The organism is Kitasatospora sp. NPDC056327 (genome assembly GCF_042261735.1).
Taxonomy (GTDB): Bacteria; Actinomycetota; Actinomycetes; order Streptomycetales; family Streptomycetaceae; genus Kitasatospora.
The window spans coordinates 3,026-24,278 of record NZ_JBHJRC010000111.1 but is presented as its reverse complement, the minus strand read 5'-3'; the positions used below and the strand labels follow the sequence as shown (position 1 = coordinate 24,278).

Here is a 21,253-nt window from a genome sequence, read left to right as displayed (position 1 = left end):
TTCTTTCGGCGCCGCTTATTTTTTTTTCTACCACCGCGCCGCTGTTGGGCCCCGTCGCCCGCGTTTCCCCCCCCGCCCCCGCCCGGGGGCCCCGCGCGGGGCCCGGGGTCGGCCGGGGCCGGCCAGGAAGTCGACGCAGCGGCGCAGGAGACAGGAACGATGGGCAGTACTGACAGCACCGCACCCACCCTGGGTGCGCGGGCCGCGACGGCCGGACGGCAGGGCGCGGACGCCGCCCCGGAGGCCGGCGGGGCCCCGCACGGCACGGGCGCCCGCCTGCTGCGGTTCCTGCCGGCGATCGCCGCCTACGCCCTGCTGGCCGCCCTGCTGTCGGCCGCCGGCACCTCGGCCGGCGACATCGCCCGGTACACCTTCTACGCGCTCTGGGGCGTCCTGCTGCCCGGCACGCTGGTGTTCCGCGCGCTGCGGCGCCGGCCGCACACCCTGCTGGAGGACCTCGCCTTCGGCGCGGTGGTCGGTCTGGTCCTGGAACTCGCGGCCTGGGCGGTGCTGGTCGGCCTCGGGCTGCAGTCGGTGGCGACCGCCTGGCCGCTGGCCGTGGTGATCCCGTTCCTCGCGGTGCCGGGGCTGCGGCGGCACTGGTTCCCGCGCAGCTACCGCCGGATGTCCGCCGGCTGGTCCTGGTCGGTCGCCGGCACGGTCGCGATCACCAGCACCTACCTGTACGCGGTCTTCCTCAGCCGCAACCCGGTGCTCCCCGACACCGAGACCACCCGGCAGTACATCGACCTGCCGTACCTGCTGTCGCTGGCCGGCAACGCCAAGCACAACATGCCGCTCACCTTCCCGCAGGCCGCGGGGGAGCCGCTGCACTACCACTGGTTCACCTTCGTCCACATGGCGATGGGTGACCTGGTCGGCCACATCGACCTGCCGGTGATCCAGATGCGGTTGATGGTGCCGGCGCTGGCCGCGCTCGCCATGGTGATCACCGCCGTGGTGGCGCACCGGCTGACCGGCCGGCCGTGGGCCGGCCCGGTCGCGGCCCTGCTGATCTTCGCGGTGGGCGAGTTCAACGCCGTCTACCCGAACAACACCCCGAGCTGGACCTTCGGCGCCCCGGCCGTGCCGCTGATGTCCTGGGCGAGCCTGTCGCTCACCTACAGCCAGCCGCTGCTGATGGCGCTGGTCGGCGTGATCGGCGACGGCCTGCGCGGCCGGCCCGGCGCGGACCCGGGCGGCGCGGGGAGCACGGACGCCCGGCGCACCGCCGCCGTCCCGGCGCTCGGCCGCGGCGCCTACGTCCTGGCCGCCCTGTTCGCGCTGGCCTCCAGCGCCGCCAAGGCGAGCTCGCTGCCGGTGACGCTGGCCGGCCTGGCGTTCGCCGGTCTGATGGTGCTGATCGGCACCCGCCGCATCCCGTGGACCGTCGTCCGCTTCGGCGCGATCGTGGCGGGCGCCCAGGTCTTCGCCACCGCCGTGCTGTTCCGGTTCGAGAGCTACGGCCTCGAAGTGGTGCCCTTCGGCAACATCCAGAAGTACTGGGCCGACCCGGAGCAGAGCCGCACCGCGGTGACCCAGGGCGTGATCGTCGGCGCCACCCTGATCGCCTTCCTGCTCAACCACCAGCTCCGGATGGTCGGGATGATCCCGCTGTTCTGGCGCCGCCGGTTCCGGCTGGAGCCGGTCCAGTGGTTCCTGCTCGGCGGAGCGATCGCCGGTCCGGCGGCCTACCTGGCGGTCAACGGCTTCAACTCCAGCTACTTCACCCTCGCCGGACTCTCCTTCGGCGTGCTGCTGTCGGCCTGGGGCTACGCGGAGGTCTTCGAGCGCGCCGCGCTGCCGGCCCGGGGCAGGGCCGCGCTGGCGGTCGGCACGCTCGCGTTCGTCCTGCTGCTCGGCCTCGGCCTGTACCACTACGCCGACGACTGGGCGCTCTTCGCCCTCGAAGCGGTCGGCGACGGGAAGGGCACCGCGTCGTACACCGCGCTGGTGCCCGCACTGGCCGCCGCGGCCGCCCTCGCGGGCATCGCCGCGGTGGGCGGTCTGCTCTGGTGGGCGGCCGGCCGGGTGCTGCCCGCGCTGCGCCGGCGCGGCGGGCTGGTCCTGCTCACCGCGGCACTGGCGGCGGGCGCGCCCTCGCTGCTGCTCGACGTGCAGCAGAGCCGGGAGATGCCGTGGGACGGCGCCTGGCCGCTGCCCGCCACCCAGGTGGAGGCCGCGCGCTGGGTGCGGGCCAACAGCGACCCCGGGGACGTGCTGGTCACCAACACCCACTGCCGCTCCGACACCGACTACGCCGACCCGTCCGCGCCCTGCTGGAACTCGCTCTCCTTCTACCTGAGCGCCTACTCGGAGCGGTCGGTCCTGGTGGAGGGCTGGGCCTACTCGCCGCGGCTGATGTCGGAGAAGTCCGGCACCTTCTGGGACCAGCCGCTGCTCGCCCTGAACGACGCCGCCGTCTACGCTCCGACGGCCGAGGTGCTCGGCCGGCTGCGCGACGACCACGACGTCCGCTACGTCGTGGTGAACCGCAAGACGGGGCCGGAGTCGCCGGCCCTGAAGACGCTCGCCAGGCAGGTCTTCGACAACGGCCGGATGGCCGTCTACGAGCTCTCCTGATCCGACTCCGAAGCATTGGGCATCCAGATGGTCTCCACCGAGAAGCCGCCCGTGACCGCGCCGGACCAGGCCGCACAGCCGGCCGGCGTCAAGCGCCAGCTCCCGTCGTTCCTGGTGATCGGCGTGCTCAGCACGCTGTTCTACCTGGGCCTCTACTGGGCGGCGCGGTGGGTCGTCGACCCGCAGGCGGCCAACCTGATCGCGCTCGCGGTGAGCGCGGTCGCCAACACCGCCGCCAACCGCCGGTTCACCTTCGGCATCACCGGCAGCGACGGCGCGCTCAAGCACCAGCTCCAGGGCGCGGTGGCGTTCCTGATCGGCCTGGGCCTGAGCGCCGGCGTGCTGGCGCTGCTGGACATGGCCGCGCCGGACGCCTCCAAGGTGGTCGAGCTCGGCGGCCTGATCGTCGCCAACGGCCTGGCCACGGTGCTGCGCTTCCTGCTGATGAAGGTCTGGGTCTTCAAGGACTGAGCTCCGCGGGGCCGGCCGGCCGCGGCCGTGCCCACGCCGGGGTGCGGTCGCGCAGCCGCAGGGCCGGTTCCTCCACGCAGTGCCAGGAGAACGCCGCGAGCACGCCGGTGACCGACAGCGCGCACCCCAGGAAGCCCGCGGTGCCGAGCCGGGCCGCGCCGAGCAGGGCCAGCGCCTGCTCGACCGGGAAGCCGTAGACGTACACCCCGTAGGAGTAGTCGGCGCGGCGGCCGATCCGCCGGAACCGCTCCGGCAGCCGGACGGCCGCCCAGAGCAGCAGGTAGACCAGCGCCGGGTGGCCGAACGCGGGGTAGCCGCCCCAGCGGGCGGTCACCGCCAGGACGCCGGCCGCGGCCAGCGCGAACCCGTCGTTCACCGGTACCCGGCCGGCCCAGAGCCGCAGCACCGAGCCGAGCAGGAAGACCAGGCCGAGGTGCAGCAGCAGGTGGCCGCTGACCCGGCCGAACCCGGGGACGGCGACCGAGGGACCGGCCAGCGGGCTGGCGGGGGAGGGCAGGTCGGCCAGCCCGGAGGCGGTGAGCAGCCAGAGCACGGCCGTCCCGGCCAGCAGCAGGCGGCGGTTGCGGCGCAGCGCGCCGAACGCCGCGAGCAGGCCCGCCGCGAGGTAGCAGAGCACCTCGTACTTGAGCGACCACAGGGCGCCGTTGAAGCTGCGGTCGAAGTTGGTGCCGCGGCGCACGCCCTCGGCCAGCACCCCGGAGACGTCCCAGCCGGCGGTGGGGGAGACGCCGCCGAGGCTGGTGACGTAGCCGGCCGGGCCGTCGGGGCGGCTCCAGAAGCCGGCCAGGGTGCCGTGCTGCCACAGGTAGAGCGGCGGGGTCAGGACGAGCGCGCAGAACAGCAGCGAGACGAACAGACCGGGCAGGATCCGCAGGGCGCGGTGCCGGGCGTAGCGCAGCGGCGGGAGCTTGGCCGCGCTGCCGGTGATCATGAATCCGGAGAGTGCGAAGAAGCCGAGGACGGCGGTCTTGCCGAGGTCGGTGGTCCCGTCGGTCCAGTCCCAGAACGGGTCCGGACGGCCCCGGCCGACGGGCCAGGCGTGCGAGACGACCACCGCGACGGCCAGCAGCAGGCGCAGGGCGCCGAAGCCGTTGGCGCGGCCGGTGGTGAGCTGCGCGAGGGTGCCGCGCGGGCGGAGCAGGGGGTGGCGCAGGACACGCGTGCTCATGGCTCCCCGACGGTGACGAGGGTGGGTACGGACGGGGGGCGGGCCGTGTCGGCCCGCCCCCCGGTCACACCGGAAGCCCGTGTCAGGCGGTCTGCGCCTGCCACAGGGCGGCCACGGCCTGGCGCAGCGAGCGCTTCGGCGCCCAGCCCAGGTGCTCGCGGGCGGCGGTGACGTCCATCTGCTGCCACTCGGTCTCCGGACCGGTGCCGTCCGGGGCGGGGACCTCGGTGACCGCGGTCGGCACGCCGCTCTCCTCGATCAGCAGCTCGACCAGGTGCCGGGCGGAGGTGGCGGAGCCGGTGCCGACGTTGAGCACCGGCGGGACGCTCCGGCCCGCGGCGAGCGCCTCCGCGGCGAGCTGCACGGCGTCCAGGGTGTCGGTCAGGTCGACGAAGTCACGCTGGGCGGTGAGCGGCTGGAGCGCCAGCTCGGCGGTCTCCCCGGCCAGGCGCGCGGCGTCGAGCCGGGCGGCCATCACACCGAGCAGGCTGTGGCCGGGCTGGCCGGCGCCGACGACGTTGCCGAGCCGCAGGACGACCGCGTCCACGGTGCCGGCCCCGACGGCCCGCACCACGGCCTCGGTCGCGGCGAGCTTGAGCTTCCCGTACTCCATCACCGGGGCGGGCACGTCCTGCTCGCGCTGGCTCACGCCGACCGGCGCCATGCCGTACTCGTGGACGGTGCCCAGGTGGACGAGGCGGGCCGGCCGGGCCATCGCGGCGACGGCCTCGACCAGCCGCTCGGTCAGCACGACGTTGGCCTCGTACATCTGCTCGTCGGTGAGGCCCCACATGCCGCCGGCGGCGTTGACGACGGTGTCGATCCCCTCGCGGTCGAGCAGGGCGGTCAGCTCGGACGGCGCGGTGGTGGACAGGTCGAAGGCGGCGAACCGGCCGGGGGCGGGGACCTCGGAGGGCTTGCGGGCGACGCTGAGCACCTCGATGCCCTGCTCCTGGAGCCGGGCGCCGAGCAGCCGGCCGATGAAGCCGGTGCCGCCGAGGACGGCGATCCGGGCCGGGGCCGGGGGCGGGGTGGTCATGGCGGGGGACTCCCTAGGGGACGGGGCTCGGCAGGGGGACGGGCTCGGCGGTCCGGACCGGCGGTCCGACCCGGCGGGCCGGCTCAGCGGGACTGGCCGGCCGTGCTGGTGGCGTTGCGCAGCAGGGTCCTGGCGCCGTCCCACTGGCCGGCGCGCATCGCGCCCGGGACCAGGGTGAGCGCGTGGATGCGGGCCGACAGGTGCAGCCGGGAGGCCTTGGCGGCGCGGTGCCAGCCGTGCGCGTCCAGCCGGTCGGCGGCGTCCAGGAAGTACCGGCGGGCCTCGGTGAAGCGGGAGCCGCTGAAGGCCGAGGAGGAGGAGATGGAGACGGCGTGGCGGCGGTACTGGAAGGCCCTGGCGTCGTCGACGACCATGTGCTCGCCGGCCTGCAGCAGGTCGATGACCAGCGCGAGGTCCTGGATGATCTCCAGGTTGTCCCGGAAGCCGGTGCTCTTCACGGCCTCGGTGCGCCAGCAGATCGACGGGAAGTACAGCCAGTTGCCCTTGAGCAGGCTGACCGCCAGCTCCTCGCCGCCCAGCAGCCGGCGGCCCTGCACCTTGGGCGCGTACAGCCGGCGCTTGGCCTCGTCCACCAGGGTGTTGCTCGGCCGGCCGGTGCCGTCGATGACCTCGACGCCGGGCTGCACCATGGCGACCCGGGGGTACTGCTCCAGGACCGAGCGGACGGTGGCGACGTAGTTGGGCAGCATGACGTCGTCGGTGCCCATGAACACCATGTGCTCGTACTCGGCCAGGCCCAGGCACTTGCGGTAGTTGCCGGTGACGCCGAGGTTCTGCTCGTTCCGGAAGTAGCGCACCCGGTCGTCGTCGAGCTCCGCGAACCACTCCGGCACCCCGGGCTCCTTGCCGTCGTCGACGACGGTCAGCCGCCAGTCGCCGTCGGTCTGGGCCAGCACGCTGCGCACCGCGGCCTGCATCAGCGCGACGTCGCCGTAGTACGGAAGCAGGATTTCCAGTGTCGTCATGTGTGGCACATCCGCTGGTCGGAGTCGGGGCCGGGGCAGGGGAGAGCCTGCGGCGGGCCCATCATACTGAGCCGTCCGGGGCCCTCCGCCCGCCGCCGGGACGCCTGCCGGGACACCCGCCGGGGCACCTGCGGCGACGCCCGCCGGTACGACGGTGCCCGGGCCCGCCGCGAGGGGCGGACCCGGGCACCGGTGCGGGCCGGGAGCGGGTTCAGGAGACGCGCAGGCCCGCGGTGTACTCCTGACAGGCCGCGTAGTCCGGGAGCAGACCGGTGGCGAGCGCCTCGGCCAGCGAGGGCGCGGCGTCGTCCCGGGCGGACAGCTGCGGGGCCCCGGTCGGCCAGTCGATCGCGAGGTCGGGGTCGAGCGGGTGGACGGCGTGCTCGCCGGTCGGGTTGTAGGTCTCCGAGCAGACGTACGACAGCGTGGCGTCGTCGGTCAGCGCGCAGAACCCGTGGCCGAAGCCCTCGGGGATGTAGACCGCCCTGCGGTCGACGTCGTCGAGGCGGACGAACTCCCACTGCTTGAACGTCGGGGAGCCGACCCGCAGGTCGACCACGACGTCGAGCACCGCGCCGCGCACGCAGCTGACGTACTTGGCCTGGCCGGGCGGGACGTCGGCGAAGTGGATGCCGCGGACGACGTCGCGCGCGGAGACCGACAGGTTGCCCTGGGCCAGCCGCAGCGGGTGGCCGACCACCTCGGACAGCCGGTCGAAGCGGTACCACTCCATGAACAGGCCGCGCGGGTCGCCGTGCTGCTGCGGGGTGATCTCGAAGGCGCCCGGGACGGAGAGCTCGCGGAACCTCACCGGCCGGCCTCCTCGTCGAGCAGGTTCACCAGGTAGTCGCCGTAGCCGCTCTTGCGCAGCGGCTCGGCCAGCTCGCGCAGCTGCTCGGCGGTGATCAGGCCGGCCCGCCAGGCGGCCTCCTCGATGCAGCCGATCTTGAAGCCCTGGCGCTCCTCGATGACCCGGACGAACTCGGAGGCCTGGACCATCGAGACGAAGGTGCCGGTGTCCAGCCAGGCGGTGCCGCGGTCGAGGATGGTGACGTGCAGCTCGCCGGCCTTGAGGTACTCCTCGTTGACGGCGGTGATCTCCAGCTCGCCGCGGGCGCTGGGCTGCAGCCCGGCGGCGATCCCGACCACGCGGTTGTCGTAGAAGTACAGGCCGGGGACGGCGTAGCGGGACTTGGGCTGCGTGGGCTTCTCCTCGATGGAGATGACCTGGCCGTTGTCGTCGAACTCGACCACGCCGTAGGCGGTCGGGTCGGCGACGGGGTAGGCGAAGACCCGGCCGCCGACCGGCTCGGTGTGCTGCGCGAGGCGGGTACCGAGGCCGCTGCCGTGGAAGATGTTGTCGCCGAGGATCAGCGCGACGGGCTCGTCGCCGATGAAGTCCGCGGCCAGCACGAAGGCCTGGGCGATGCCCTCGGGCTTCTCCTGGACGGCGTACTCCAGCTGGAGGCCGAACTGGGAGCCGTCGCCGAGCAGCCGCTGGAACTGTTCCTGGTCCTGGGGGGTCGTAATGATCAGGATCTCGCTGATCCCCGCCATGACCAGGGTCGACAGCGGGTAGTAGATCATCGGCTTGTCGAAGACGGGGAGGAGCTGCTTCGAGACTGCTCGGGTCAGCGGCCACAGTCGTGACCCGGTACCGCCCGCCAAGAGGATTCCACGCATGGCGCGAAGCTTATGTGACGTGCGGGGCGTGCAGGTCGGGCGAGGTCCGCGGGGGCGCTCGCCCCCGGGCGGGGGGCGTGCGGAGCCCGGGTAGACTGCCCGCACTATGCGCATCCTCGTGACCGGCGGCGCCGGCTTCATCGGTTCAGAGTTCGTCCGGCAGCTGCTCGGCGCCGGCGCAACGGATCAGATCACCGTCTTCGACAAGCTCACCTACTCGGGCGTCGAGGCCAACCTGGCGCCCGTCGCCGACCACAGCGGCTACACCTTCGTGCGCGGCGACATCTGCGACGCCGAGGCCGTCGACGCGGTCGTGCCGGGCCACGACGTGATCGTCCACTTCGCGGCGGAGTCGCACGTGGACCGCTCGATCGAGGGTGCCGGTCCGTTCGTGGTGACCAACGTCCTGGGCACCCAGGTGCTGCTGGACGCGGCGAAGAAGCACGGTGTCGGCCGCTTCGTGCACGTCTCCACCGACGAGGTGTACGGCTCGATCTCCGAGGGCTCGTGGACCGAGGAGTGGCCGCTGGCCCCGAACTCCCCGTACTCCGCCTCCAAGGCCGGCTCCGACCTGCTGGCGCTGGCGTACCACCGCACCCACGGCATGGACGTGGTGGTCACCCGCTGCTCCAACAACTACGGGCACTACCAGTTCCCGGAGAAGGTCATCCCGCTGTTCACCACCAACCTGCTCGACGGCAGGAAGGTCCCGCTGTACGGCACCGGTGGCAACATCCGCGACTGGCTGCACGTCTCCGACCACTGCCGCGGCATCGAGCTGGCCATGCGCAAGGGCCGGGCCGGCGAGGTCTACAACATCGGCGGCGGCACCGAGATCACCAACAAGGAGCTGACCGGCCTGCTCCTGGAGGCCGCCGGCGCCGACTGGTCGATGGTCGAGCCGGTCGCCGACCGCAAGGGCCACGACCTGCGCTACTCGCTGGACATCACCAAGATCGGCGAGGAGCTCGGCTACGCGCCGCAGGTCCGCTTCGAGGACGGCCTCGCCGCCACCATCGCCTGGTACCGCGACAACCGCGCCTGGTGGGAGCCGCTGAAGGCCAAGGCCGCCCTGCGATGACCAATCCGGTGTCCAAGCTGCTCGGGGCACTGCCCCCGGGGGTCCGGCTCGTTCTCGGCGGCACCGTCGTGCTCGGTGCCTCGTCGTACATCTTCCTGGCGCTGGCCGGGCACAGCTTGGACACCACCCAGGTCGCGGGCGTCAACGTCCTGTGGACCCTGGTGATGTCCGTCGGGTACGGGTTGTTCTCGCCGGTCGAGCTGGAGCTGAACCGCCTGGTCGCCGCCCGTGACGTGGCCGGCGACGGCCCCGGTCCGGCGATCCGGCGGGTCCTGCTGGCCACCCTGGTGGTGCTGGCCGTGGTGCTGGCGGGCGTCGCCGTCGCGGCCCGCCCGCTCGCCGACCGCTTCTTCGACGGCAACCTCGGACTGGTGGCCGGACTGGCCGGCGCCCTGGTGGGCCTGGCGATCAGCTCGGTGGCGCGCGGCGCGCTCGCCGGGCTCGGCCACTTCGGCGCGTACGGTGCCCAGCTCGCGGTCGACGGCGGGCTGCGGATCGGCCTGGCCGCGCTGATCCCGCTGTTCGGCACCCACTCGCCGACGGCCTTCGCGCTGATCCTGGTGATCGCCCCGCTGGCGGCCTCGGTGATCGGGATCCGCAAGGTCCTCGCCGACCGGCGCGGCGGCCCGGCCCCGGCCTGGCGGGACGTCACCGCGGGCCTCGGCCTGCTGATCGCCTCCACCCTGCTGGCGCAGCTGATGGTGAACGCCGTGGTGGTGAGCGTCAGCGGCCTCTCGCCCGCCTCGAAGGCGCTGATCGCCGCGCTGGCCAACGCCGTGGTGCTGGCCCGCGTCCCGCTCTTCGCCTACGCCGCGATCCAGGCCTCGCTGGTCTCCTCGCTCTCGGGCGCCGCCGCGGCCGGCAACCAGGCGGAGTTCCGCAAGGTGCTGCTGCGGACCGGCGCGATCGTCGTCGCGATGTGCGCGGCGGCCGGGCTGCCCACGGTGGTGCTCGGCCCGTGGGCGATCCAGGTGCTCTTCAAGGCGCAGGACGTGCTGGGCTCCGTGGACTTCCTCTGGCTGGTGGCCGGCACCCTGTTCTTCATGCTGGCGACCGTGTTCGGCCAGGCCCTGCTCTCGCTGGGCCGCCACCGCCGCCAGCTGGTGTCCTGGGCGGCGGGCACGGCGGTGCTGGTCGCCGTCGTGCTGCTGCCGGGGGACATCGCCACGAGGGCGGAACTGGCCTACCTGGCTGGTGCCGGAGTGAGCGCGGCTGCCATGCTATGGGCGCTGGCGCGCTCGATGGCCGCCCCCGCACCGGCGGTGGCGGAGCAACGGGCACCTCTGGCGGCGCGTTAGCACATGGGGCGTCGGCCAAGGGGCGTCGCCACGCCTTTTAAGATGTCCATACCATTTGGCCACGCCACTGCCGCTGAAAGGCGCTCCCAGTCGTGCAACTCTCCGTCATTACCTCGATCACCGGTGTGCTGGTGCTCGTCTACATCCTGGAGCTGCTGCGCCGACAGCAGCTCCGGGAGAAGTACGCGGCGATCTGGCTCGCGATCGGTGTCGTCGTGGCGCCGCTCGGATTCTTCCCCACGATCCTGGACTCAACCGCCCGCCGGCTCGGCATCGCCTCCGGCGTCAGCCTGGTGCTCTTCGCGGGCTTCGTGCTCGTGCTGCTGGTCTCGCTGCACCTCAGCTGGGAGGCCTCCCGGCTGGAGGCGGAGACCCGGACCCTGGCCGAGGACGTCGCCATGATGCGGGCGCACCTGGCCGAGCACCACGGCTTCCCGGTCGCGGGTGCGGACAACGACGCGCGCAGCACGACCGACCCCGAGGTGAGGACATGATCGACGGCAAGAAGGTTCTGATCATCCTTCCGGCCTGGAACGAGTCGGAGGGTCTGCCCAAGATCCTGCGGGAGATCCAGCAGAAGCTGCCCGGCGTGGACACCCTGGTGGTCGACGACGGCTCGGTGGACAACACCGCGGCCGTGGCGGCCGCGCACGGCTCCAAGGTCGCCCAGCTCCCGTACAACCTGGGCGTCGGCGGCGCCATGCGGTTCGGCTACCGCTACGCGCACCTGCACGGCTACGACATCGCGCTGCAGTGCGACGCCGACGGCCAGCACGACCCCTCCTACGTCCCGACCCTGATCGCCAAGCTCGACGAGGCCGACCTGGTCATCGGCGCGCGGTTCGCCGGCGAGGGCTCCTACAAGGTGCGCGGCCCGCGCTCCTGGGCGATGAAGCTGCTGTCGGTCGTGCTGTCCCGGGTGGCCGGCACCAAGCTCACCGACACCACCTCGGGCTTCAAGGCCTGCAACAAGCCGATGATCGAGTTCTTCTCGCAGTGGTACCCGGTCGAGTACCTGGGCGACACGATCGAGAGCATGGTCGGCGCCGCCCGCTGCGGCTTCGTGATCCGGCAGGTGCCGGTCTCGATGCGCGAGCGGACCACCGGCACCCCCAGCGCGTCCCCGATCAAGGCCACCATCTACCTGGCCCGGGCCGGCCTGGTGCTGCTGCTCGCGATGATCCGCCGGATGCCGCCGCACCTCAAGCTCATCCAGCCCGCCACCAAGGCGGCCGCCCAGCGGCGCGAGCTGGTCGGCAAGGCCTGATCCCGCCGCGGGGCCGCCCCGTCCGGCGCGCGGCCGGTCCGTGCGCTGCGCCGGACGGGCGACCCGGCGGCCCGCCCGGGTTGGGCCCGATCGGGCAGACTCCCCGGCCGGGCCCGGCCGGCATCCGGGGCAGCCCCGCACCGGCCCGTCGGCACGGCCGCACGGCGCTTGCTAGCGTGTCCGTGGCCGCCGGACCTCCCGTGTCCGACGGCCCGAGCCGAGGACGACCGCGCACCGGCACCGTCCGGCCCGCACCCGAGGCCCCTCGCCGGTGGTCGGCACGACCTTCACAATCGACGAGGCCGCAGCGGCTGCCGGGCCCCGCGCAGGGCCGGACCATTCAGGGGAAGAGTCGGATTTCAGTGCAGACTTCAGCAGACACCGTCGAGGAGAGCCGGGACGACGTCCGGGCGGACGGCCCACGGGCCGACGCGGCGCGGCCGGCCGGGGCGGCGGCCCGCGCGCTGGACCGGTTCGACCGGCTCAGGACCCGGCGCTGGTTCTGGCCCGCGGCGATCGCCGCCGGATACCTCGTCGAGGTGCTCTTCCGGGTCGTCCTCGTCCGCCACCTGAGCTACCCGTCGGTCCACGCCGACGAGGACTCCTACCTGGTCCTGGCGCGCGTGCTGGCCGGCCGGGGGAGCACCGAGATGCCGGTCGGCGTGGTGATCCCCGGCGGCTACCCGCTGCTGATCTCCCCGGCCCTGCGGATCGCCAGCGACCCGGCCACCGCGTACCACCTGATCATGGTGATCAACGCGCTGATCAACGCGCTGGTCTTCCCGCTGGCCTACCTCGCGCTGCGCCGGCTGGGCCTGCGCCGGCTGCTGGCGTACGTCTTCGGCGCCGCCACCGCGCTGCTGCCGCCGGTGGTCTTCTACTCCCAGTACGTGCTGTCGGACACCGTCCTTCCGGTGCTGATGCTGTGCTGGCTGCTCTGCATGCACGGCTGGCTGAGCGACGGCACCCCGAAGCGCCGCGCCTGGTACGCCGCGGGTTCGGCCGCGGCCGCCGCGTACTCGATGGCCACGCACGACCGCGGCAGCGTCGTGGTCGCGGTGACCGCGGTGGTGTTCCTGGGCGTCCTGGTGCTGCGCTGGGCCCCGTGGCGGAGCACCGCCGCGGGTCTGGGCACGCTCGCGCTCGGCCTGGTCTTCGTGAAGGCGCTGTCCTGGTGGCTCAACCGCCAGTTCGAGGTCGAGCCGAGCAAGGTCGGCACCTACCTCATGGAGGGCCTGACCAACCCCGACATCCTGCAGCGCACGCTGACCAGGACCATCGGGCAGGTCTGGTACTTCATCATCTCGACCTGGGGCATCGGCGGCCTGGCGATCGTCACCTGCCTCTTCGCGGTCTTCAGCAAGCGCTTCCCGCGCGAGCACCGGATCGTCGGCGGCGTCTGGGTGGCGCTGCTCTTCGGCACCGCGCTGGCCTCCGCCGCCACCCTCCCGGAAGACTGGCGGATCGACAACTGGGTGTACGCCCGCTACCTGTCGTACCTGATCCCGGTCGCCTTCGTCTGCGGCGTCGCGGTGCTCGCCCGGCTCAGCCCCCGCAACATCGCCTACGCCGTGGCCGGCACGGTCGGCCTCACCGTGCTGATCGCCCAGACGGTGATCTGGTCGGCGGGCTCGCTGCTGGTGAAGCAGGTCTTCATCGGCTGGGGCATGCCGGACGCGCTGTTCCTGGCCGGCGACTGGGGCCGTCTGAACATCTGGCGCACGAGCGCCGCGGCGTTCATCGTCCTGGGCGCGCTGGTGATGTTCCTGCTCGCCGGGGGACGCCGGGTGCTCTGGGCGGCCGGCGTCTCGCTCGCCCTGCTCGGCGGCTTCGCCACGACGACCATCACCGAGCAGATCACCGACCCGTACACGGCCTGGCGCAAGACCTTCGCGACCGACTTCACCAAGGCCGCCGGGATCAAGCCCAAGGACAACGTGGTGCTCGCCTGGGACATCGACGGCAGCATCCGGATGGCCCAGGCCTACCAGGTCTACCAGGGCCGGGTCTGGTACCGGGACCCGCGCTGGCAGCCGCTCCCCAAGGAGGCGACGATGATCGCCACCCCGCTGGCGGAGGAGGGCAAGGCCCCCGAGTCCTACTGGAAGGACCACCCGGGGGAGTGGTACGTCGAGCGCGTGGACAAGCAGCGCGGCTGGATGATCTGGCGCAAGCGCTGAGGCGCGGCGCCGGGCTCCGGCGCCGCACCCCGTGATCGGACCCGTCGGGGCCGGTGAGGCAGCCCTCACCGGCCCCGATTGGCTTTCCGGCTCCCCGCTGTGGCAGTATGTCCAAGTTGCTCGGTTGAGTGCCGATGCTGCGCGCCTCCCGCCGGGAGGACCGGAAGCGAGTCCCACGTACTCGTCGTTCCCGTGATGGCCGTCAAGCGTGTTCCCTACGCCACGGCAGCTGCGGGGCGAAAGTACGGGAATCTTCCGGGAAGCGTGAGCGGGGCCTCGATCCGGCTCCCCTCCCCCCGAAAGTTCTGAACCGACGAGTCCATCGTTGGTTTTTTGCAAGCGCGAGTGCGACACGCCCGAGCGCGGGGGTCGGAGGAGGGGTCGTGCAGCGACTTGACAGAAGGACTACAAGGTAGCCATGGCGGGACAGAAGATCCGCATCCGGCTCAAGGCCTACGACCACGAGGTCATCGACTCCTCGGCGAAGAAGATCGTCGAGACGGTGATCCGTACTGGTGCGCAGGTCGCGGGCCCGGTGCCGCTGCCCACTGAGAAGAACGTGTACTGCGTCATCCGCTCGCCGCACAAGTACAAGGACTCGCGCGAGCACTTCGAGATGCGCACTCACAAGCGTCTGATCGACATCCTCGACCCCACGCCGAAGACGGTTGACTCGCTCATGCGTCTCGACCTGCCGGCGGGCGTCGACATCGAGATCAAGCTCTGAGAGGCGCACCGAAGATGGCTAAGCAGATTAAGGGCATCCTGGGCGAGAAGCTCGGCATGACCCAGGTCTGGGACGAGAACAACCGGGTCGTCCCGGTGACCGTCGTCAAGGCCGGGCCGAATGTCGTGACCCAGGTCCACACCGCCGACAGCCCGGCCGGCTACGACGCCGTGCAGATCGGCTTCGGCGAGATCGACCCCCGCAAGGTGAACAAGCCCCTCGCGGGCCACTTCGCCAAGGCCGGTGTCACCCCGCGCCGCCACCTGGTCGAGCTCCGTACCTCGGACGCGTCCGAGTACACCCTGGGCCAGGAGATCACCGCCGAGCTGTTCGAGGCGGGTGTCAAGGTCGACGTGACCGGCACCTCCAAGGGCAAGGGCTTCGCCGGTGTCATGAAGCGCCACAACTTCCGGGGCCTCGGCGCCGGTCACGGTGTGCAGCGCAAGCACCGCTCGCCCGGTTCCATCGGTGGCTGCGCCACCCCGGGCCGAGTGTTCAAGGGCGTGCGGATGGCGGGTCGGATGGGCCACGAGCGTGTGACCACCCAGAACCTGACCGTTCACGCGGTCGACGCGGAGAAGGGCCTGCTGCTCATCAAGGGTGCCGTTCCGGGCCCGAACGGCGGTCTCGTCCTCGTCCGCACCGCGGCGAAGGGGCTGTGAGGAAATGAGCACCATTGACATCCTGTCGCCGGCTGGCGACAAGACCGGCAGCCTTGAGCTTCCGGCCGAGATCTTCGACGCGAAGGTCAGCGTTCCGCTGATGCACCAGGTCGTCGTGGCGCAGCTCGCTGCGGCCCGTCAGGGCACCCACAAGACCAAGACGCGTGGCGAGGTCCGCGGTGGCGGCAAGAAGCCGTACCGCCAGAAGGGCACCGGCCGCGCCCGTCAGGGCTCGACCCGTGCGCCGCAGTTCGCCGGCGGTGGCGTCGTGCACGGCCCCGTGCCGCGCGACTACTCGCAGCGGACCCCGAAGAAGATGATCGCCGCCGCCCTGCGCGGTGCGCTCACCGACCGGGCCCGCCACAACCGCATCCACGTCATCACCGACGTGACCGCGACCGAGGCGCCGTCGACCAAGGCCGCCAAGGGCCTGTTCGGCAAGATCACCGACCGCAAGAACGTCCTTCTGGTCGTCGAGCGTGCGGACGAGCTGGGCCTCAAGTCCGCTCGCAACCTGCCGAACGTCCACATCCTGGACGCCGGTCAGCTGAACACCTACGACGTGCTCGTCTCCGACGACGTGGTCTTCACCCAGGCCGCCTTCGAGCGTTTCGTGGCCGGTCCGGCCGCGTCCGCCAAGGCCGTTGCCGCTGAGGGCGAGCTCGAAGGGAGCGCCGCCTGATGAGCGCCGTTACGAGCAAGACGTTCACGGACCCCCGCGACGTCCTGGTGAAGCCGGTCATCTCCGAGAAGAGCTACTCGCTCCTCGACGAGAACAAGTACACGTTCGTCGTGTCGCCCGGTGCCAACAAGACCCAGATCAAGCAGGCCGTCGAGGCGGTCTTCTCGGTCAAGGTCGAGTCCGTCAACACGCTCAACCGTCAGGGCAAGCGCAAGCGCTCCAAGACGGGTTTTGGCAAGCGCAAGGACACCAAGCGCGCCATCGTGACGCTGGCTGAGGGCAACCGCATCGACATCTTCGGTGGTCCGACCTCCTGACGGAGGCCGTGATCGTCGATAAGGACGAGGACGAAAATGGGTATCCGCAAGTACAAGCCGACTACGCCGGGCCGTCGTGGCTCCAGCGTGGCCGACTTCGTCGAAATCACGCGGTCCACGCCGGAGAAGTCGCTGGTTCGCCCCCTGCACAGCAAGGGCGGCCGTAACAACGCCGGTCGGATCACCGTTCGCCACCAGGGTGGCGGACACAAGCGCGCCTACCGCGTGATCGACTTCCGTCGTCACGACAAGGACGGCGTGCCGGCCAAGGTCGCGCACATCGAGTACGACCCGAACCGCACCGCGCGCATCGCGCTCCTGCACTACGCGGACGGCGAGAAGCGCTACATCATCGCGCCGCGCGGCATCGCGCAGGGCGACCGGGTCGAGAACGGCCCCGGCGCCGACATCAAGCCCGGCAACAACCTGCCGCTTCGCAACATCCCGGTCGGTACCACCATCCACGCGGTGGAGCTGCGTCCCGGTGGCGGTGCCAAGATGGCCCGCTCCGCCGGCTCCGGCATCCAGCTGCTGGCGCGTGAGGGCAAGATGGCGCACCTGCGCATGCCCTCCGGTGAGATCCGCCTGGTCGACGCGCGCTGCCGCGCGACCGTCGGCGAGGTCGGCAACGCCGAGCAGTCGAACATCAACTGGGGCAAGGCCGGCCGTATGCGCTGGAAGGGCGTCCGCCCGACCGTGCGTGGTGTGGCCATGAACCCGATCGACCACCCGCACGGTGGTGGTGAGGGTAAGACCTCCGGTGGTCGCCACCCGGTTTCGCCGTGGGGCCAGAAGGAGGGTCGTACTCGTAGCCCGAAGAAGGCTTCGAACGCCCTCATCGTGCGCCGCCGCAAGACCAACAAGAAGCGCTAGGAGCAGGTCAGATGCCGCGCAGTCTCAAGAAGGGCCCCTTCATTGACGGCCACCTTCTCAAGAAGGTGGACGCGCAGAACGAGGCGGGTACCCAGAACGTCATCAAGACCTGGTCCCGTCGCTCCGTGATCTTCCCGGCCATGCTCGGCCACACGATCGCGGTGCACGATGGCCGTAAGCACGTCCCGGTGTTCGTCACCGAGTCGATGGTCGGCCACAAGCTCGGCGAGTTCGCGCCGACGCGTACCTTCCGCGGTCACGTCAAGGACGACCGCAAGTCGAAGCGTCGCTAGTCGCCAGCGAGATTACCGACTCAATGACTTACACCAGCAAGGGGACAACCATGGAAGCCAGGGCCCAGGCGCGGTACATCCGCGTCACGCCCATGAAGGCCCGCCGCGTGGTGGACCTCATCCGTGGCCTGAACGCCACGGAGGCCCAGGCGGTCCTGCGTTTCGCTCCGCAGGCCGCGACCGTGCCGGTCGGCAAGGTGCTCGACAGCGCCATCGCCAACGCCGCGCACAACTACAACCACTCCAACGTGGACGACCTCGTCATCAGCGAGGCGTACGTTGACGAGGGCCCGACCCTGAAGCGGTTCCGTCCGCGTGCGCAGGGTCGTGCCTACCGGATCCGCAAGCGGACCAGCCACATCACCGTGGTCGTCAGCAGCAAGGAAGGGACCCGGTAATGGGCCAGAAGGTTAACCCGCACGGGTTCCGCCTCGGCATCAGCACGGACTTCAAGTCCCGCTGGTACGCCGACAAGCTGTACAAGGACTACGTCAAGGAAGACGTCGCCATTCGTCGCATGATGACGAAGGGCATGGAGCGCGCCGGCATCTCCAAGGTCGAGATCGAGCGCACCCGCGACCGCGTCCGCGTCGACATCCACACCGCTCGCCCCGGCATCGTCATCGGCCGGCGCGGCACCGAGGCCGACCGCATCCGCGGCGACCTGGAGAAGCTGACCGGCAAGCAGGTCCAGCTGAACATCCTTGAGGTCAAGAACCCCGAGCTGGACGCCCAGCTCGTGGCTCAGGGCGTCGCGGAGCAGCTGTCCTCCCGCGTCTCCTTCCGCCGTGCCATGCGCAAGTCGATGCAGGGCACCATGAAGTCCGGCGCCAAGGGCATCAAGGTCCAGTGCTCCGGTCGTCTCGGCGGCGCCGAGATGAGCCGTTCGGAGTTCTACCGCGAGGGCCGTGTGCCGCTGCACACCCTTCGTGCGAACGTCGACTACGGCTTCTTCGAGGCCAAGACCACCTTCGGCCGCATCGGCGTGAAGGTCTGGATCTACAAGGGCGACGTCAAGAACATCGCCGAGGTCCGCGCTGAGAACGCCGCTGCCCGCTCGGGCAACCGCCCGGCCCGCCCCGAGGGTGGTCGTCCCGCCCGCGGCGGCGAGCGCCGCGGTGGCGAGCGCGGTGGCCGTGGTCGTCGTCCCGCCGCTGCCGAGGCCCAGGCCCCGGTCGCCGCGGAGGCTCCGGCCGCCGAGAACACCGGAACGGAGGCCTGACCGCAATGCTGATCCCCCGTCGGGTCAAGCACCGCAAGCAGCACCACCCGAAGCGCCGCGGCGCCTCCAAGGGTGGCACCGAGCTGGCGTTCGGCCAGTTCGGCATCCAGGCCGTGACCCCGGCCTACGTGACGAACCGTCAGATCGAGTCCGCTCGTATCGCGATCACCCGTCACATCCGCCGTGGTGGCAAGGTCTGGATCAACATCTACCCGGACCGTCCGCTGACCAAGAAGCCGGCCGAGACCCGCATGGGTTCCGGTAAGGGTTCGCCGGAGTGGTGGATCGCGAACGTGCACCCGGGTCGGGTCATGTTCGAGCTGTCGTACCCGAACGAGAAGGTTGCTCGTGAGGCGCTGACCCGCGCCGCGCACAAGCTTCCGATGAAGTGCCGGATCGTCCGGCGCGAGGACGGTGAGAGCTGATGTCGGCCGCTACCAAGGCTGCTGACCTCCGCCAGCTGGACAACGAGGGTCTCGTTGCCAAGCTGCGCGAGGCCAAGGAGGAGCTGTTCAACCTCCGCTTCCAGGCGGCGACCGGGCAGCTCGACAACCACGGACGGCTGAAGCTCGTCCGTAAGGACATCGCGCGGATCTACACCCTGATGCGCGAGCGCGAGCTGGGCATCGAGACGGTGGAGAACGCCTGATGACTGAGAACACCAACGAGACGCGCGGTTTCCGCAAGACCCGTGAGGGTCTCGTCGTCAGCGACAAGATGGACAAGACCGTCGTCGTCGCCGTCGAGGACCGCGTCAAGCACGCGCTGTACGGCAAGGTCATCCGCCGTACGAACAAGCTGAAGGCGCACGACGAGGCGAACGCCTGCGGCATCGGCGACCGGGTCCTCCTCATGGAGACCCGCCCGCTGTCCGCGACGAAGCGCTGGCGCGTCGTCGAGATCCTCGAGAAGGCCAAGTAACGAAGTTGATGCGGTACGGCCGTATGTGCACCAGGTCCCTCGTGGGCGCCGGTGTGAGCAGCGGCCGGCCCGTCAGCTCTCGTTGACGATCAGGAGAAAGCTGTGATCCAGCAGGAGTCGCGACTGCGTGTCGCCGACAACACGGGCGCGAAGGAAATCCTTTGCATCCGCGTTCTCGGTGGTTCCGGTCGCCGCTACGCCGGTATCGGGGACGTCATCGTCGCCACCGTCAAGGACGCGATCCCCGGTGGTTCGGTGAAGAAGGGTGACGTCGTCAAGTGCGTCGTCGTCCGCACCGTGAAGTCGCGCCGTCGTCCCGACGGTTCGTACATCCGGTTCGACGAGAACGCCGCTGTCGTTCTCAAGAACACCGACGGTGACCCCCGCGGTACCCGCATCTTCGGCCCGGTGGGCCGCGAGCTGCGCGACAAGAAGTTCATGAAGATCATCTCGCTGGCGCCGGAGGTGCTCTGACCCATGGCGAACAGCATGAAGATCAAGAAGGGTGACCTGGTCCAGGTCATCACCGGCAAGGACCGCGGCAAGCAGGGCAAGGTCATCCAGGCCCTGCCCGCCGAGAACAAGGTCCTGGTCGAGGGTGTGAACCGGGTCAAGAAGCACACCAAGCCGGGTCCGGGCACTCAGGGTGGCATCGTCACCGTCGAGGCCCCGGTGCACGTCTCCAACGTCCAGCTGGTCGTGGAGAAGGACGGCAAGAAGGTCGTCACCCGCGTTGGCTACCGCTTCGACGACGAGGGCAACAAGATCCGCGTTGCCAAGCGAACCGGTGAGGACATCTGATGTCTGAGACGTCTGTTGAGAAGGTGACCCCCCGTCTCAAGGAGCGTTACAACTCCGAGATCAAGGGTCAGCTGCAGGAGCAGTTCTCGTACGAGAACGTCATGCTGACGCCCGGCCTGGTCAAGGTCGTCGTCAACATGGGTGTCGGCGAGGCCGCCCGTGACAGCAAGCTGATCGAGGGCGCGATCCGCGACCTGACCGCGATCACCGGTCAGAAGCCGGCCGTGACCAAGGCCCGCAAGTCCATCGCGCAGTTCAAGCTGCGCGAGGGCCAGCCGATCGGCACCCACGTCACCCTCCGTGGTGACCGCATGTGGGAGTTCCTGGACCGTCTGGTGTCGCTGGCCCTGCCGCGCATCCGTGACTTCCGTGGTCTCTCCCCCAAGCAGTTCGACGGCAATGGCAACTACACCTTCGGTCTGACCGAGCAGGTTATGTTCCACGAGATCGACCAGGACAAGGTCGACCGTCAGCGCGGTATGGACATCACCGTCGTGACCACCGCTCGAACCGACGACGAGGGCCGGGCGCTCCTGCGCGCCCTGGGCTTCCCGTTCAAGGAGGCGTGAGCCAATGGCGAAGAAGTCCCTCATCGCGAAGTCCGAGCGCAAGCCGAAGTTCGGCGTCCGGGCCTACACCCGGTGCCAGCGCTGCGGCCGTCCGCACTCGGTGTACCGCAAGTTCGGCCTCTGCCGTGTCTGCCTCCGTGAGATGGCGCACCGCGGCGAGCTGCCGGGCGTGACCAAGAGCTCCTGGTAGTCCAGGACCCCGCGGTAACGCCATAGCGAGGCAGGTGTGCCCGACCCCACAGGGTCCCGTTTTTGGGGCCGCGTACGGAATCCCGTAGGGTAGTGAGGTCGGGCCCCCTGTCGCGGGGGGGGCCGAGGCGCCCGCGCCACACCCCCGAGGCGGGGGCGTATAAACAAAAGAAGCGGGCGAAGGAGTGAATATTGTTTATATAGGGGGTGGGGGGGTGAT

General features: G+C 70.7%; 27 protein-coding genes. 22 read left to right on the top strand and 5 right to left on the bottom strand.

Annotated elements, in window-relative coordinates:
- Positions 1 to 159 precede the first annotated feature (159 nt).
- A complete protein-coding gene (locus ACFCX4_RS18260; protein WP_376143549.1) occupies positions 160 to 2,583 on the top strand; it encodes a hypothetical protein in 2,424 nt (807 codons plus the stop codon).
- A gap of 27 nt (positions 2,584 to 2,610) precedes the next feature.
- The gene (locus ACFCX4_RS18255; RefSeq protein WP_376143547.1) at positions 2,611 to 3,054 is read left to right on the top strand and encodes a GtrA family protein; all 444 of its coding nucleotides are present in this window, start codon (positions 2,611 to 2,613) and stop codon (positions 3,052 to 3,054) included.
- Here the strand turns inward: ACFCX4_RS18255 and ACFCX4_RS18250 are convergent.
- The 5 genes from ACFCX4_RS18250 to rfbA all read right to left on the bottom strand — a co-directional run bounded on the left by ACFCX4_RS18250 (position 3,044) and on the right by rfbA (position 7,951).
- Positions 3,044 to 4,243 carry an acyltransferase family protein gene (locus ACFCX4_RS18250; RefSeq protein ID WP_376143545.1) on the bottom strand — a complete coding sequence of 400 codons (1,200 nt, stop codon included), beginning with the start codon at positions 4,241 to 4,243 and terminating at the stop codon, positions 3,044 to 3,046. The genes ACFCX4_RS18255 and ACFCX4_RS18250 overlap by 11 nt on opposite strands.
- A gap of 82 nt (positions 4,244 to 4,325) precedes the next feature.
- A complete protein-coding gene (locus tag ACFCX4_RS18245; RefSeq protein ID WP_376143543.1) occupies positions 4,326 to 5,282 on the bottom strand; it encodes an NAD-dependent epimerase/dehydratase family protein in 957 nt (318 codons plus the stop codon).
- 83 nt (positions 5,283 to 5,365) lie between these two features.
- Entirely contained in the window at positions 5,366 to 6,268 is a 903-nt protein-coding gene (locus tag ACFCX4_RS18240; protein WP_376143541.1) for a glycosyltransferase family 2 protein, read from the bottom strand.
- A gap of 211 nt (positions 6,269 to 6,479) precedes the next feature.
- A complete protein-coding gene (locus ACFCX4_RS18235; RefSeq protein ID WP_376143539.1) occupies positions 6,480 to 7,079 on the bottom strand; it encodes a dTDP-4-dehydrorhamnose 3,5-epimerase family protein in 600 nt (199 codons plus the stop codon).
- Complete coding sequence (rfbA, locus tag ACFCX4_RS18230; RefSeq protein WP_376143537.1) at positions 7,076 to 7,951, bottom strand: glucose-1-phosphate thymidylyltransferase RfbA; 876 nt, start codon at positions 7,949 to 7,951, stop codon at positions 7,076 to 7,078. The genes ACFCX4_RS18235 and rfbA overlap by 4 nt, the downstream gene beginning before the upstream one ends.
- 106 nt (positions 7,952 to 8,057) lie before the next feature.
- On the opposite strand from rfbA, the gene rfbB reads away from it, so the two are divergent.
- The 20 genes from rfbB (at position 8,058) to ACFCX4_RS18130 (ending at position 21,034) form a co-directional block, all read left to right on the top strand.
- Complete coding sequence (gene rfbB, locus ACFCX4_RS18225) at positions 8,058 to 9,032, top strand: dTDP-glucose 4,6-dehydratase (RefSeq protein WP_376143536.1); 975 nt, start codon at positions 8,058 to 8,060, stop codon at positions 9,030 to 9,032.
- On the top strand, positions 9,029 to 10,330 hold the full coding sequence (locus tag ACFCX4_RS18220) for a hypothetical protein (RefSeq protein ID WP_376143534.1): 1,302 nt from the start codon (positions 9,029 to 9,031) through the stop codon (positions 10,328 to 10,330). The genes rfbB and ACFCX4_RS18220 overlap by 4 nt, the downstream gene beginning before the upstream one ends.
- A 92-nt stretch (positions 10,331 to 10,422) precedes the next feature.
- Positions 10,423 to 10,824, top strand: coding sequence for a DUF2304 family protein (locus tag ACFCX4_RS18215; RefSeq protein ID WP_376143532.1), 402 nt, complete (start codon positions 10,423 to 10,425; stop codon positions 10,822 to 10,824).
- Positions 10,821 to 11,597, top strand: coding sequence for a glycosyltransferase family 2 protein (locus ACFCX4_RS18210; protein ID WP_376143531.1), 777 nt, complete (start codon positions 10,821 to 10,823; stop codon positions 11,595 to 11,597). Before ACFCX4_RS18215 ends, ACFCX4_RS18210 begins: the two co-directional genes overlap by 4 nt.
- 362 nt (positions 11,598 to 11,959) lie before the next feature.
- Complete coding sequence (locus ACFCX4_RS18205; protein WP_376143529.1) at positions 11,960 to 13,777, top strand: phospholipid carrier-dependent glycosyltransferase; 1,818 nt, start codon at positions 11,960 to 11,962, stop codon at positions 13,775 to 13,777.
- Positions 13,778 to 14,195: 418 nt separating this feature from the next.
- Positions 14,196 to 14,504, top strand: a complete 309-nt coding sequence (rpsJ, locus tag ACFCX4_RS18200) for a 30S ribosomal protein S10 (RefSeq protein WP_012785157.1) — start codon at positions 14,196 to 14,198, stop codon at positions 14,502 to 14,504.
- A gap of 14 nt (positions 14,505 to 14,518) precedes the next feature.
- Positions 14,519 to 15,166, top strand: coding sequence for a 50S ribosomal protein L3 (gene rplC, locus ACFCX4_RS18195; RefSeq protein WP_376143527.1), 648 nt, complete (start codon positions 14,519 to 14,521; stop codon positions 15,164 to 15,166).
- A 4-nt stretch (positions 15,167 to 15,170) separates the two neighbouring features.
- On the top strand, positions 15,171 to 15,848 hold the full coding sequence (gene rplD, locus ACFCX4_RS18190) for a 50S ribosomal protein L4 (RefSeq protein ID WP_376143525.1): 678 nt from the start codon (positions 15,171 to 15,173) through the stop codon (positions 15,846 to 15,848).
- Positions 15,848 to 16,165, top strand: a complete 318-nt coding sequence (rplW, locus tag ACFCX4_RS18185) for a 50S ribosomal protein L23 (RefSeq protein WP_376143523.1) — start codon at positions 15,848 to 15,850, stop codon at positions 16,163 to 16,165. Before rplD ends, rplW begins: the two co-directional genes overlap by 1 nt.
- Before the next feature lie 36 nt (positions 16,166 to 16,201).
- A complete protein-coding gene (gene rplB, locus ACFCX4_RS18180; RefSeq protein ID WP_376143521.1) occupies positions 16,202 to 17,038 on the top strand; it encodes a 50S ribosomal protein L2 in 837 nt (278 codons plus the stop codon).
- Between the two features lie 11 nt (positions 17,039 to 17,049).
- Positions 17,050 to 17,331 (top strand): 30S ribosomal protein S19, encoded by a 282-nt coding sequence (rpsS, locus tag ACFCX4_RS18175; protein WP_030055821.1) that lies wholly within the window; start codon positions 17,050 to 17,052, stop codon positions 17,329 to 17,331.
- A gap of 50 nt (positions 17,332 to 17,381) precedes the next feature.
- Positions 17,382 to 17,729, top strand: a complete 348-nt coding sequence (gene rplV / locus ACFCX4_RS18170) for a 50S ribosomal protein L22 (protein WP_045304593.1) — start codon at positions 17,382 to 17,384, stop codon at positions 17,727 to 17,729.
- Positions 17,729 to 18,553 (top strand): 30S ribosomal protein S3, encoded by an 825-nt coding sequence (gene rpsC, locus ACFCX4_RS18165; RefSeq protein WP_030232473.1) that lies wholly within the window; start codon positions 17,729 to 17,731, stop codon positions 18,551 to 18,553. Before rplV ends, rpsC begins: the two co-directional genes overlap by 1 nt.
- A 5-nt stretch (positions 18,554 to 18,558) precedes the next feature.
- Positions 18,559 to 18,978, top strand: coding sequence for a 50S ribosomal protein L16 (gene rplP, locus ACFCX4_RS18160; protein WP_030300385.1), 420 nt, complete (start codon positions 18,559 to 18,561; stop codon positions 18,976 to 18,978).
- Positions 18,978 to 19,202 carry a 50S ribosomal protein L29 gene (gene rpmC, locus ACFCX4_RS18155; protein WP_030300387.1) on the top strand — a complete coding sequence of 75 codons (225 nt, stop codon included), beginning with the start codon at positions 18,978 to 18,980 and terminating at the stop codon, positions 19,200 to 19,202. Before rplP ends, rpmC begins: the two co-directional genes overlap by 1 nt.
- A complete protein-coding gene (rpsQ, locus tag ACFCX4_RS18150; protein WP_037605711.1) occupies positions 19,202 to 19,474 on the top strand; it encodes a 30S ribosomal protein S17 in 273 nt (90 codons plus the stop codon). Before rpmC ends, rpsQ begins: the two co-directional genes overlap by 1 nt.
- Positions 19,475 to 19,576: 102 nt before the next feature.
- The gene (gene rplN / locus ACFCX4_RS18145; RefSeq protein ID WP_030393301.1) at positions 19,577 to 19,948 is read left to right on the top strand and encodes a 50S ribosomal protein L14; all 372 of its coding nucleotides are present in this window, start codon (positions 19,577 to 19,579) and stop codon (positions 19,946 to 19,948) included.
- Between the two features lie 15 nt (positions 19,949 to 19,963).
- Positions 19,964 to 20,275: a 50S ribosomal protein L24 gene (gene rplX, locus ACFCX4_RS18140; protein ID WP_148644962.1), complete on the top strand. Its 312-nt coding sequence runs from the start codon at positions 19,964 to 19,966 to the stop codon at positions 20,273 to 20,275.
- Positions 20,275 to 20,844, top strand: a complete 570-nt coding sequence (gene rplE / locus ACFCX4_RS18135; protein ID WP_376143518.1) for a 50S ribosomal protein L5 — start codon at positions 20,275 to 20,277, stop codon at positions 20,842 to 20,844. The genes rplX and rplE overlap by 1 nt, the downstream gene beginning before the upstream one ends.
- 4 nt (positions 20,845 to 20,848) lie before the next feature.
- Positions 20,849 to 21,034, top strand: a complete 186-nt coding sequence (locus ACFCX4_RS18130; RefSeq protein WP_030055830.1) for a type Z 30S ribosomal protein S14 — start codon at positions 20,849 to 20,851, stop codon at positions 21,032 to 21,034.
- Positions 21,035 to 21,253 lie beyond the last annotated feature (219 nt).